Below are 11,844 nucleotides of genomic sequence, written 5' to 3' on the forward strand. Positions count from 1 at the left end.
CGATCTCGCTGGCCCGGTACCGGTATGGCGGCATGTCCGGGTGCGACGTCACAAGGCCCAGGCCGAAATCCTCCTGCAGGAGGAAGAGATCGCGCCGGGCCGCGACTTCGCGGAAGGCCGGCGCAGAGGGCAGGGGGCTTCAGGCCGCGCGCCGTCTCATGAGAGCGCTGGGCGGCACGGTGGAGGCGGGGGTCAGTCAGGGCAGGGTGACGGTCGTCGCCGCGGCGCCGTCGACGGTGGTCTGACGCCGCGCCACCTTGACCTGACGGGTCAGCTCGGCAAGCAATCGTGTGCGCGCGTCGTCGTCACTGATCTCCTGCAGGACGTCATTGAGAAGACCCAGGAAGCCCGCGCGCCTGTTGTGCCAGTCCTGGCGCCCCGCAGCGCCCTGGGGCAGTCGGGGACGGGACGCAGCCGCGGCCTGAACTTCGTCGGCGCCGAGACCATAGCTCTCGTCAAGGGCGGGCGTGATGATGCGGTTCGTGGGTAAGGACGCAGCCTCGAGCCGACGCGCCAGCCCCGCAAGGCCGTCAGGTTCGCCATGGTTCAGGAAGATCGTCCCGGTGGGCGCCCTGTCCAACAGCCATTGGACCAGACCGGTCGCATCCGCATGACCTGAATAGGCGTCGATGGAGCGAATATTCGCCCGAACCCGGACATCCTGCCCCTGGATTCGAACCAGGTCCTGACCCTCCACAAGCACCCGGCCCAGGGTCCCGACAGCCTGGTGGCCGGTCATCAGGACCGTCGTCTCCTTGCGCCAGAGCAGGCGCTTCAGGTGTCGGCGGATCCGGCCCCCGTCGCACATGCCGCTTCCGGCGAGGATGACGTGCCAGCCTCGAAGCCGGTCAAGGGTGTCGCTCTCCTGGGGCCTCAGAAGCTCATGGATGCGTTCGGCGTGCTGAAGCGGCAGATAGGGGTTGGACTGGCTGTCAGGATTCCAGCCGCGCTTCAGGAAGACGTCTGTGGCCTCAATGGCCAGAGGGGAATCCAGAAAGATTTCGCCAGCCAGGTCGGGATTCGACTCCATGATCACAAGCAGGTCCAGCAGAAGCTCCTGCGCCCTGCCGATGGCGAAGACGGGCAACAGTAATGGTCCGCCGGCCGCACGGGCTTGTCGCAACTCCTCCGTCAGGATGTCGCGGCGTCGCCCCGGCTCCAGAGCGGGTCTTTCCCGGTCTCCGTAGGTGGATTCCAGCACCACATGCTGTGTGGGCGAGGGGCCGTCGGGCGCCGGCAGAAGGTGCTGGGCGAGTGCGCCCACATCGCCTGAGAACATCACCCGCGTCGTATCTGAGGCCGATGCGAGGACCAGTTCCACGGACGCCGCGCCCAGGAGATGGCCGGCCGGCCAGAAACACGCCTCCACGCCGGGCGCCACCGCCACCGGCTGCCGCAGCTTCGCTGTCTCGAACAGCCTCAGCGTAGCGGCCACATCTGCGGGGCCGTAGATCGGCGTGACGACGGGCAGGCCGCGACGTTCATTGCGCCGGTTCAGGTTCTCCACATCCATGGCCTGCAGCTCCGCCGCGTCAGCCAGCATGACGGCGCACAGATCCCGCGTCGGGGGGGTGGCGAAAATCGGCCCCCTGAAGCCGCCCCGAACGAGTTTGGGCAAGAGTCCGGAATGGTCGATGTGGGCGTGGGTCAGGACGACGGCGTCAATCGTCGCCGGGTCGAAGGGAAAGGGTTCGTAGTTGAGAGCCTTGAGCGTCTTCGGTCCTTGAAACATTCCACAATCGACCAGCACACGCGCCGGTCCGCAGCTGACCAGGATGCATGAACCGGTGACGCATTCGGCCGCGCCCAGAAACTGGATGGCGACGCCGGTTGGCGTCGGGGACGGGGGAGCAGGGAGGGTCAATGCATCAACAGCAGCGAGGGGCCGTCCTTCGCCTTCATGAAGCTGCGTGTCGCTCCCCCGAACAGATACTCGGCGAACTGCGGCCTGCCGAAGGCGCCCGCGATCAGCAGAGCCACATCATTGGCCCGGGCCGCACCGATGATTGCCTCGCCTTCGGGCGACCCTTCTGCGGCGATGCGTCGGCCCTCACCCAGGTCATGGGCCCGCAGATATGCATTCAGAGTTTCCGGGTCCGCGTCCTTATCCAGACGCCGCCCCTCGGGCGCCTGCAGGATGAGGAGTTCCTTGGATGAGCCGATCAGGGGCAGGGCCTGACGCACGGCGCGTCCTGCGTGAGCACTCCCATCCCAGGCGATGGCGGCAACCCCCCTCAGGCTTTCGGGATCGCCCCGCGCGACCAGCAGCGGCGCGCGCTCGGCGAAGAGGATTTGCCCGATGAGGTGACGGTCCGAGCTCGTCAGCATCCCTTGCGCCACAACGACCAGATCAGCCAGAGCGAGATGCAGCGAAAGCGCAAAGGCAGGCGGACGGTCATAGTCTGCCAGAAACAGGCGCGGCGCCCCCTCACCGGGGCCGAAGGTGAGGTCGGCCTCCTCGCACACGTCCCGGCAAACCTGCTCGATCTGCGCCTGGCTCGTCCTCATGGCCTCGGACAGCGCCTCAAAGACTTCTTGCGGATAGGCGCCTCCAGCTGAGACGCCGAAAGCCGCCACGCTCGCGGCGGCGTCCGGATAGGCGGGTACGACGGTGACCCTGGCCTCATGCTCCACCGCCAGCCACGCGGCGAACATCAGCGTCTGTCGATCGAAGGGCTCCCCGACGGCCAGGGCGACGATGTGTTTGTAGCTCATGGGATGATCCTCAAGGCAGGCTCGCCGGAAACATCCAGGGCGGGATCAGCCACGGATGGCATGTCGGCAGGCCGAGGGCCTTGATTCAGATCACAGCGGAGGGCGGGCGCTGGAGCATGGATGGGACCCCAACTGCCCAATAGGCACCGAAAAATAGAGCAAGTAGGTTGGAGGCCGTTCGACCGGCGTCGCTCGCTCCAGGACTCAGTAAGCGAATTAAAAACAATACGTTAGGAAATATTCATGCAATCGAGTGGGAATAAGGGGCGCAGTCAACCCATCCCCGATCAGGGGGATGAAGGCTTCGGCGCGTCCCGCTCGAACACCTCTTCGATCATGCAGCCGAATGCGTCCGCGATGGCGAAGGCCAGGGGCAGCGACGGGTCGAAATGACCGTTCTCGATCGAGTTGATGGAGTTGCGTGAGACGCCGACCCGGGCGGCCAGTTCTGCCTGGCTCCATCGACGATCAGCGCGGAGAACCCTGATCCTGTTTTTCACGAGGGCTCGCGCGCCGTCCGTGACATCCAGAAGTGCCAGCCCAGGCTGAGAAGGAAGGTGCACACAGCCTGTGCGATGACCACCGCCATAAAGCCGAAGGTGAAGGTGGTCACCACCAGTCTTGCATCGGGATTTGGCACGCCGCCCCAGACCGCGGCGCCGGCAACGATCAGGTCACGGACCGGAGGCACGACGAGCAGCAACGCGACCAGACCGGCGCCGACCGTCCAGCCCCATTGGCTGGAGAATCGCGCATTGCTTCTCTGCCATTCATCGATCTGGCGATCATTCAGCACGGCCAGCGCAATGCTGGAGAGCACCGTCAGCGTTGCGGCGATCCCGGTCAGGAGAAAAACCAGGCCGTCGGATTGCTGCCTAAGCCATGGAATGGCCACGGCGATCGCGATGGGCGGGACGACCATGATGACCGCGAGCGCCAGTATTCGGGACCGGGTTCGGGCGGACGATGACATCGGTGTTCTCCTCTGGTTGGGGACAGATCCTGCCGGAGCGTGGTGGCCCAAGAAACTTGTCATAATGCCAAGTAAACTTGTCATACGTGCTCGCCAAGGTCAAGCAGGCTGGCCAGCCCGCCCTGAGCCGGATCGACGAAAGCCCGGGGACGCGGGCGGGGGTGTCAGGCCGGCGCGCCGGATCCTGTGATCCGGCAGACGCCCTGGGCGATGACCACCTGCTCGTTGGTTGGAATGATCAGGACCTTCACGCGGCTTTTCGGGGCGCTGATCCTGTGGGCGTCGCGACGGTTGGCGTCAGCATCCAGCGCCACGCCGAGCCATCCGCACAGGTGCACGATCCGTTCGCGGATCGGCCCGGCATGCTCTCCCACGCCGGCGGTGAACACCATGGTGTCCAGTCCGCCCAGGGCGGCGGCCAGCGATCCGATCTCGCGGGCTATCCGGTAGACGTACACGTCGAGGGCCTGATGCGCGTGCGGACGATCGCTGGCCAGCAGGGTCACCATGTCGCCGGTCTCGCCCGACAGCCCCAGCAGCCCGGAGCGGTGATACAGAAGCTGGCCTACCGCCTCGGCGGTCATGCCCCGGGCCTGGATCAGATGCAGGATGACCCCCGGGTCCAGGGCGCCGCAGCGGGTGCTCATGGGCGGACCGTCAAGCGCCGAGAACCCCATGGTGGTCGCGACGCTTCGTCCCGCGGTCATGGCGCACAGCGACACGCCGCTGCCCAGATGGAGCACGATGGCGCGCCCGCCAGCGGCGGGGCCGTCCCCGAGCCGCAGCTGTTCCGCGATGTACTGATACGAGAGCCCATGGAACCCGTAGGCCAGCACGCCTTCATCGATCAGATCGCGGGGCAGGGCGTACAGCCTGGCGACGTCCGGCTGATCAGCGTGAAAGGCGGTGTCGAAGACCCCCACCTGCAAGGCGCTATCGAAGTGCTGACGCGCCAGTTCGACCCCCTGCAGATTGAACGGTTGATGCAGGGGCGCGAGAGGCGACAGCCCTTCCAGACGGCGGACGACGTCAGGGGTCAGGAGGATCGGGTCGCGGAACTCCAGCCCCCCATGGACAATCCGGTGCCCCACCGCGACGACGCCCTCGGCCCACCCGGCGTGGGCGAGCCAGCGGAAGACACGCTCGAGGACGGCGGCGATGGCCGGATCGCGGGGCCAGGGCTCATCGGCAGCCAGGTCCGGGCCCGCCATCGCCCGGAATCGGGGCCGCCCGCCCAGGTCCGCCACCTGACCGGACAGCTCCAGCGCCAGGTCCGCTTCCCGGTAGAGCGCGATTTTCAGGCTGGAGGACCCGGCGTTCAGGGTCAGGATGCGCCGTGATCCCGTCACTGGCGTTTGCTGAGCTTGTGCTGGGCGATCAGGATCGCCAGAGCGCAGGACGCCAGACGCGAGGCCTCCGGGTCCGAACGGCTGGTCAGGATGAGCGGAACCCGGGCGCCCATGACGACCCCGGCGGACTGGGCATGGGACAGATAGAACAGCTGCTTGGCCAGCATGTTGCCGGACTCGATGTCGGGTACGATGAGGATGTCCGCCTGACCCGCGACTTCAGAGACGATTCCCTTGGCCAGGGCGGACTCGCGGGAAATCGCATTGTCGAAGGCCAGGGGGCCGTCCAGAATCCCGCCGACGATCTGTCCCCGGTCCGCCATCTTGCAGAGCGCGGCAGCGTCCAGGGTGGACACCATCTTGGGATTGACGGTTTCGACCGCCGACAGGATGGCGACCCTGGGCTTCCTGATGTCCATGGCCAGGGCGCAATCAATGGCGTTCTGCACGATGTCGCGCTTGGTCATCAGGTCGGGGGCGATGTTGAGCGCCGCGTCGCTCACCAGCAATGGCCGGGGATGTCCCGGGACGTCCAGGACGAACACATGGCTCATTCGCCGGTCTGTCCGCAGGCCCGCGGCGCCGGAGACGGCGGCTTCAAGCAGTTCATCGGTGTGCAGGGCCCCCTTCATGATCGCCGCCGCCTCTCCACATGCGGCCAGCCCGCAAGCGCGCGCGGCGGCCGCATGACTGTGTTCGACGTCGATCAGCGGGTACGCCTCGATATCGAGCTTCGCCGCCCGCGCCGCATCAAGGATGCGCGCCCGGGGGCCGATCAGCAGAGGGGCGATGAGGCCACGCCGCGCGCCCTCCACCGCCCCGGCCAGCGACAGGGCGTCGACAGGATGGACCACCGCGGTCACCAGCGGCGGCGTGGTCTCCACCATGTCCAGCAGACGCAGCAGTTGTGACGGGGCCATGGCTGGGTCCTGCCCGGTCATGGGGTGACGGCGACCTTGAGGACGCCATCCCCCTGATTGGCGAAAACCGCCGCCTTCATCATGGCCATGTCCTGTCCTTGCTGCAGCCCGAATGAGGTCGGCGGGCCGGGTCCCCGGACTCGCGAAGGGAAAGCCGCTCGGGGCCGTCTGCGGCGTCGGAGCGCGGCAGACGTCTGGCCAGACTAACGTCGGCTGAGCCAGTTGGTGCCGTCCTGCGTCCACATGATCGGCTTTGCGTCTCGACGACGCGCGATTGGATAGCACCAGACCCGCGGCCCCATGGTAGGGTGGGCCTCACCCGAGAGGCGAAAACATGAAAGAGTCCAAAGGCAAGGCGAAGAAGGCCGCGCCGCCCAAAGCCAACGCATCCCAGCCCAGCCAGAAGGGGCTGCCGGAGGGCGTCTCGAAACCGAAAAAATAGATGGGCGTCGAAACGGTCCACATCGTTCAGTGCTACGTCGCCGGCCGGGGCGGGGGCCTCAGAGCGGAGCCGCAGATCGGATGCAAGTCCGCCGAGGAGGCCCGCCGCAAGGCTGAACGCCTGGGACCGCTGAGGGTCGGCGTCGTCGCCTTCTCGATTTCTGCGGATACTGAACTCGGCGACTATGACGAAGATCCCACGGTCCTCTTCAAGGCCGGGCAGTTGCCTCCGCCCTTCGATTAACGACAGGACGGACTGAAACGCCGCCAGCTTCTGATCGGGCCGGCTGTGGGGATTCTGCGCGCCGTTGCAGGGCTCGACCTGATGGCCGGCCGACCGAGGCCTCGGCCTCAGCCGTCCTGCCCTGCGGCCGGCTCCCAGATCCTGCGGGTGAAGGCCAGGGCGCCGCGGGACATGCCCTTGAACTTGGGCGCGTCGGCGAGGGGCGCGACCAGAAGGGCCGCGCCAGGCGGCGCCTCGCGCTTGATGCGGTGATAGAGGCGCGAGCGGGTCAGGGCGCTGACCACGATATAGAGGCCGTCCGCCAGCCTGCAGACCTGTTTCGCCGGAAAGATGATGTCCCCGTCGGGGGCGACATGGACCAGATAGGGCCGGGGGGCGGGCGTATTGTCGGGCTCCCTCACCGGCCGACCACGCTGATGTCGCCGTTGCGCTCAAGCGAGGCCGATTTCACCTGGCCGGGATCATCATGCCCGGCTTCCCTGAGCGCCATCCTGAGATCGCCGTGGCCCAGGCCGGCGCCGCGCAGGGCCGCCTCGTCGACTTCACCGTCACGGATCAAGCGTACGGAGGCGCCCTTGGTGAGGGTGCTGAGCCATGACCACCGCGCCGCCCCCAAGGACAGCAGGCCGTGCAGAACGACGAGAAGGATGGTGGCGATCACGGTGGGCAGGAAGGGCGCGTTGCCGGTCAGGGCCCGGCTGAGGTTCGAGCCGACGATGACGGCCAGGATGATGTCCAGGGCGCTCCACTTGCCGAAAGCGCGGGTGGCGGCGAAGCGCACGATCAGAACGCCCAGAACGAAGATCAGCGCGGCCCGCAGCGACATCTGAAGCCAGCCGATGTCCTGACCCTCGGTTCCGATGACGGCGTGCAGGGCTTCCATCAGGAGGCCCTCGTCACGGCCAGGGAGCCGTCGGTTTCGAGAAAGACCGCCTCCGCATCCTGCACCCCGCGCCCGCCCGACTGACGGATGGCGGCCTCGATCTCGTCGCTGGTGATGCGTTGTCGCCGCATGGCCTGGGGCAGCAGCTCTCCATGGCGCACCAGAAGGGTGGCTTCAGCCTTGACCGCCTCGTTGAACCACGGCCAGCGCACTGAAGCGCTCGTCACCATGAACTGCATGCCCACCAGCAGGCCCAAGGCGGCCAGACCGTCCAGCAGCGATAGGGTGCTGCTGGTGATGACCGAAGCCAGGGTCGAGCCGATGGCGATGGTGATGATGAAGTCGAAGGCGTTCAGCTTGGCCAGGGTGCGCTTTCCCGAGATCCGCAGAATCACGATCAGGGCGACATAGGCCGCCGGCGCGATCAGCAGGATGCGCAGCACCCCGTCCCAGCCGTCGAAGATGGCGTCAGGCATGGTTCCTCCCGTTTCCCGAACGATCACCACCGAGGAGGGTTGCGGAGGGATCCAGCCATTGAGAGTGGAATAACATTCACACGCGCGAGAGTGAATGTTGACAGAATGGCGGAACCGTGTCCCACTCCCTGTCCAGGAGCGTCGGCATTCACGATCGACGCCGAGGGAGGACATCAGATGAGGGCGATACTTCTCGCGTCGGCTTGCGCCGTCGCCACCATGGCTGCCTGGCAGCAGGCGGAGGCCCAGACGGCCGCTGCAAACCCGGGCGATGAGCGCCAGGAGCAGGAGGTCACTTCCGTGGGGGAGGTGATCGTGACCGCCACCCGCCGCGCCGAGCGTCTGCAGGACGTGCCCTTGAGCATCACGACCCTGTCGCAGGAAGAACTGACGGAAAAGGGCATCGTCGGTTACGAAGGTCTGGCCACCGAAACCCCCGGCGTGATCCTGAATCGCGCCAGCGCCAACTTCAACAATTTCACCGCGCGGGGCATCGCCACAAACGGCTACGGCGCCAATCTGCAGAGCACGGTGGCGATCTACATCGACGAGCTGCCGATCTCGTCGAACGGCAATTCCACCATTCTCGATCCCAGCCTCTATGACGTGGATCGGATCGAATTCCTGCGTGGGCCGCAGGGCACCCTGTTCGGTTCCGGCTCGCTGGCCGGCGCCCTGCGCATCCTGACCAAGGCGCCGAACCCCAACGCCTTCGAGGCCTCTTTCCTGGGCGACATCGGGGTGACGGGATCGGACTCCCTGCGCCAGCGGTACAACGGCATGGTCAACATTCCGCTGGTCGAGGACCAGCTGGCCCTGCGCGTGGTCGGTTTCTCACGCAACGAGGAAGGCTACATCGACAATATCGGCACCGGCGTCAGCAACTCCAACACACTGGAGGCGTGGGGCGGCCGCGCCACCTTGCTGTGGGAGCCGACGGACCGGCTGTCGATTCAACTGCGCTATTCCCACGAGGAAAGCGATCCCCAGGACTCCTCCCTGGTCAACCCGACGCTTGGCGAGGACAGGCGCCGGTCGGACCGGCCGGACCGGTTCTCGGGGGCCATGACCAACTACAACCTGACGCTGGACTATCAGTTCAACGGCGCGAGCCTGACCAGTTCGTCGACCTGGTCGGACTACGACGCCCTGTTCCATGTGGATCTGGCGGGCACCTTCGCCCAGTCCATCGCCTTCGCCCTGGACGCCGACGCCTGGGACGAGACCTTCGTGCAGGAAATGCGGCTGGTTTCGGATCCCGGCGGGCGATTCGACTGGGTGCTGGGCGGCTTCTATTTCGAGCGTCGGCGGGACGTGGCCTACAACTACCGCTCCACGCCGGAATTCCTGGCGGCGCGCGGCATCACCGGTCTGCCGGACGAGTACTATGCGCGCTGGCACAGCTATTTCATCTCGCACGAGCAGGCGCTGTTCGGTCAGCTGACCTACCGCTTCACCGACGACTTCTGGATCACCGGCGGGCTGCGTTACGGCAGCACGGACGCCCAGGGCTTCACCAGCCCGGGCGGATACAACAGCAACTATCTGACCAACGCCCTGTTCGGGATTCCGGGGCCGCTGACCCTTGTTCCCGTCGCTTCGGGCGCGGGCGTCAAGGCGGAGGAGACCGGACCGTCCTATCGCGCCAGCGTCTCGTGGCGTCCCCGCCCGTCGCTCACCACCTATGCGACGGTGGCCACCGGCTTCCGCGGGCCCATCGTCAACGCCCGGGCCGGCGCGGTCAGCACGCTGGATCCCAATGATCTGGTCATCCCCTACGGCGCCGACTCCGACGAACTGACCAGCTATGAGGTGGGCGTGAAGGGCAGCTGGATGAACGGCCGTCTGGTCGCCAATCTGGCGCTCTACTACATCGACTGGAACGACATCCAGGTGCAGGCGAACCGGGTATCCGACCAGGTGCAGTTCGCCACCAACATCGGCGGCGCCTACAGCCGGGGGATCGAGTTCGAGTTCCGCGCCATTCCGGCCGACGGGTGGACCATCGCCCTGAACGGCTCGCTTAACGAGGCCGAGGTGGACACGCTCACGGCCGAGGAAGCCGCCATCTCCGGCGCGGTCATGGGCGCGCGTCTGGCCGGGCCGCAGTTCAGCGGCTCGTTGCTGGTCAACTACAACTTCGATCTGTTCCAGAGCGCCGAGGGCAACGCCTCGATGTCGGTGATCCATGTGGGCGATTATCCCGGCTCGTTCCCCAACGTGCCCGGCCAGCCCGGGGTGGTCAGCCCCACCTATGACTGGACCGAGGAGTACACCATCGTGAACGCCACCCTGGCCGCCGCCTTCGACCGGGTCACGGTCGCGGCCTATGTGGAGAACCTGTTCGATGACCGCTCCGTCAACTACGTCCATCCCGAGGCCTTCGTGGACGGCAAATACGGCGTGAACCGGCCCCGTACGGTCGGCGTGCGCCTGGGGTATGCGTTCTGATGGCGATCTCCAGTCCAACCGTCCCGGGCGCGCCTGTCGCGCGTCCGGGCGCCGGAGCCTGGGCCGTGCTGGCGGTCCTGTGCTTCGTCTATGTGCTGAACTTCCTGGACCGGCAGCTCCTGTCGATCCTGGCCAAGCCGATCCAGGACGAACTGGGCGTGACCGACGGCCAGCTGGGTCTGCTGACCGGTCTGTATTTCGCGATGTTCTACTGCATCCTGGCCATTCCGGTGGGATGGCTGGCGGACCGGACGAACCGGGTGAAGGTGCTGGCCATCTCGTGCGGCCTGTGGAGTGCGGCCACCGCCGCCTGCGGCATGGCCGGCAGCTATCCGCAACTGGCGGCCGCGCGCATGGCCGTGGGCGTGGGGGAGGCGGGGGGCGTGCCGCCCTCCTACGCCATCATCTCGGACTACTTCCCACCGGGCACGCGGGGCACGGCGCTCAGCCTGTTCAACATGGGCCCGCCCATCGGCATGGCGCTGGGGGTGGCCTTCGGCGCCTCCATCGCAGCGGCCTATTCCTGGCGACTGGCGTTCCTGTGGGTCGGCGCCATCGGGGTTCTGACCGCCCTGATCGTCTGGGTCATGGTGCGCGAGCCCAAGCGCGGGGGACTGGACGCCAGGCCGGTCGACGCAGCGGTTCCGGACGCGGAGCCGGTGGCTGTTCCTGCCCGGTCGGGATTCTGGGAGACCTTCCGCATGTTCTTCGCGGACCCGGTGCTGTTCCGCATCGCGGCCGCCTGCGCCGCCACCCAGTTCATCACCTATGCGGTGCTCAACTTCACCGTCCTGTTCCTGATGCGCGAGAAGGGCATGGAGATGGGGGAGGTGGCCGTGTGGTATGCGCTGCTGATCCTGTTCGGCACCAGCGCGGGCATGGTCGCGTCCGGGCGGCTGGTGGACAGGTTCGCGCCGCGCGGAAAGACAGCCTACGCCTATGTGCCGGCCATCGGTCTGGCGCTGGCGGTACCGTTGTTCGTGGCCTTCGTCTGGGCGCCCGGCTGGCCGCTGGCTCTGGCGTTCCTGCTGCTGCCCATGGGGCTGAACTATTTCTACCTGTCGCCGGCGGTGACGCTGGTTCAGGAGGAGGTTCGGCCGGACCAGCGGGTCATGTCCGGCGCCTTGTTGCTGCTGGTCATGAATCTGGTGGGGCTGGGCCTGGGCCCGACCTATCTGGGCTTCGCCAGCGATTTCTTCCAGGCGCGGGGATACGAGAACTCGCTTCAACTGGCGTTCTACACCCTGACGCCGTTCTATTTCCTCGCCATCGGCCTGTTCCTCTGGCTGGCCAGGGCCATCAAGCAACAGAAGCTGGAGGCGGCGGCATGAGACGGTCCATCCTGTGCATGATGGCGGGGCTGGCCGCCCTGCTGACAGCGGCGCCCGCGTC

Annotated in this window: 12 protein-coding genes; 3 read left to right on the plus strand and 9 right to left on the minus strand. The window is 66.6% G+C overall.

Going from position 1 to position 11,844, the window contains the following annotated elements:
- Window positions 1-196: 196 nt before the first annotated feature.
- The 6 genes from C0461_RS05770 to C0461_RS05795 all read right to left on the minus strand — a co-directional run bounded on the left by C0461_RS05770 (window position 197) and on the right by C0461_RS05795 (window position 5,957).
- On the minus strand, window positions 197-1,864 hold the full coding sequence (locus tag C0461_RS05770; RefSeq protein WP_292104770.1) for an MBL fold metallo-hydrolase: 1,668 nt from the start codon (window positions 1,862-1,864) through the stop codon (window positions 197-199).
- Window positions 1,861-2,715: a universal stress protein gene (locus C0461_RS05775; RefSeq protein WP_292104772.1), complete on the minus strand. Its 855-nt coding sequence runs from the start codon at window positions 2,713-2,715 to the stop codon at window positions 1,861-1,863. The genes C0461_RS05770 and C0461_RS05775 overlap by 4 nt, the downstream gene beginning before the upstream one ends.
- A gap of 287 nt (window positions 2,716-3,002) precedes the next feature.
- Window positions 3,003-3,215, minus strand: a complete 213-nt coding sequence (locus tag C0461_RS05780; protein ID WP_292104775.1) for a helix-turn-helix transcriptional regulator — start codon at window positions 3,213-3,215, stop codon at window positions 3,003-3,005.
- The gene (locus tag C0461_RS05785; RefSeq protein ID WP_292104776.1) at window positions 3,212-3,688 is read right to left on the minus strand and encodes a hypothetical protein; all 477 of its coding nucleotides are present in this window, start codon (window positions 3,686-3,688) and stop codon (window positions 3,212-3,214) included. The genes C0461_RS05780 and C0461_RS05785 overlap by 4 nt, the downstream gene beginning before the upstream one ends.
- A gap of 164 nt (window positions 3,689-3,852) precedes the next feature.
- Window positions 3,853-5,037: an acetate/propionate family kinase gene (locus tag C0461_RS05790; RefSeq protein WP_292104778.1), complete on the minus strand. Its 1,185-nt coding sequence runs from the start codon at window positions 5,035-5,037 to the stop codon at window positions 3,853-3,855.
- Window positions 5,034-5,957 carry a bifunctional enoyl-CoA hydratase/phosphate acetyltransferase gene (locus C0461_RS05795; protein WP_292104780.1) on the minus strand — a complete coding sequence of 308 codons (924 nt, stop codon included), beginning with the start codon at window positions 5,955-5,957 and terminating at the stop codon, window positions 5,034-5,036. The genes C0461_RS05790 and C0461_RS05795 overlap by 4 nt, the downstream gene beginning before the upstream one ends.
- A gap of 442 nt (window positions 5,958-6,399) precedes the next feature.
- On the opposite strand from C0461_RS05795, the gene C0461_RS05800 reads away from it, so the two are divergent.
- Window positions 6,400-6,642 carry a hypothetical protein gene (locus C0461_RS05800; protein ID WP_292104782.1) on the plus strand — a complete coding sequence of 81 codons (243 nt, stop codon included), beginning with the start codon at window positions 6,400-6,402 and terminating at the stop codon, window positions 6,640-6,642.
- 107 nt (window positions 6,643-6,749) lie between these two features.
- On the opposite strand, the gene C0461_RS05805 is transcribed toward C0461_RS05800, so the two are convergent.
- The 3 genes from C0461_RS05805 to C0461_RS05815 are packed head-to-tail and all read right to left on the minus strand — an operon-like array spanning window position 6,750 to window position 8,001.
- Window positions 6,750-7,043 (minus strand): hypothetical protein, encoded by a 294-nt coding sequence (locus tag C0461_RS05805; RefSeq protein WP_292104784.1) that lies wholly within the window; start codon window positions 7,041-7,043, stop codon window positions 6,750-6,752.
- Window positions 7,040-7,525 (minus strand): YetF domain-containing protein, encoded by a 486-nt coding sequence (locus C0461_RS05810; protein ID WP_292104785.1) that lies wholly within the window; start codon window positions 7,523-7,525, stop codon window positions 7,040-7,042. The genes C0461_RS05805 and C0461_RS05810 overlap by 4 nt, the downstream gene beginning before the upstream one ends.
- Window positions 7,525-8,001, minus strand: a complete 477-nt coding sequence (locus C0461_RS05815) for a YetF domain-containing protein (RefSeq protein ID WP_292104787.1) — start codon at window positions 7,999-8,001, stop codon at window positions 7,525-7,527. The genes C0461_RS05810 and C0461_RS05815 overlap by 1 nt, the downstream gene beginning before the upstream one ends.
- A gap of 177 nt (window positions 8,002-8,178) precedes the next feature.
- Between C0461_RS05815 and C0461_RS05820 the strand changes: the two genes are divergently transcribed.
- Both C0461_RS05820 and C0461_RS05825 read left to right on the plus strand, forming a co-directional pair.
- Complete coding sequence (locus tag C0461_RS05820) at window positions 8,179-10,452, plus strand: TonB-dependent receptor (protein ID WP_292104789.1); 2,274 nt, start codon at window positions 8,179-8,181, stop codon at window positions 10,450-10,452.
- A 65-nt stretch (window positions 10,453-10,517) separates the two neighbouring features.
- Window positions 10,518-11,783: an MFS transporter gene (locus tag C0461_RS05825; RefSeq protein WP_363377707.1), complete on the plus strand. Its 1,266-nt coding sequence runs from the start codon at window positions 10,518-10,520 to the stop codon at window positions 11,781-11,783.
- Window positions 11,784-11,844: the final 61 nt, after the last annotated feature.

It is taken from the genome of Brevundimonas sp., from assembly GCF_013823285.1.
Lineage (GTDB): Bacteria > Pseudomonadota > Alphaproteobacteria > Caulobacterales > Caulobacteraceae > Brevundimonas.

Bases quoted from the DNA above. Each gene is read 5' to 3' on its own strand.
- C0461_RS05810 (WP_292104785.1), bottom strand. From the start codon at position 7,525: ATGGAAGCCCTGCACGCCGTCATCGGAACCGAGGGTCAGGACATCGGC.
- C0461_RS05795 (WP_292104780.1), bottom strand. From the start codon at position 5,957: ATGGCCCCGTCACAACTGCTGCGTCTGCTGGACATGGTGGAGACCACG.
- C0461_RS05820 (WP_292104789.1), top strand. From the start codon at position 8,179: ATGAGGGCGATACTTCTCGCGTCGGCTTGCGCCGTCGCCACCATGGCT.
- C0461_RS05775 (WP_292104772.1), bottom strand. From the start codon at position 2,715: ATGAGCTACAAACACATCGTCGCCCTGGCCGTCGGGGAGCCCTTCGAT.
- C0461_RS05815 (WP_292104787.1), bottom strand. From the start codon at position 8,001: ATGCCTGACGCCATCTTCGACGGCTGGGACGGGGTGCTGCGCATCCTG.
- C0461_RS05800 (WP_292104782.1), top strand. From the start codon at position 6,400: ATGGGCGTCGAAACGGTCCACATCGTTCAGTGCTACGTCGCCGGCCGG.
- C0461_RS05785 (WP_292104776.1), bottom strand. From the start codon at position 3,688: ATGTCATCGTCCGCCCGAACCCGGTCCCGAATACTGGCGCTCGCGGTC.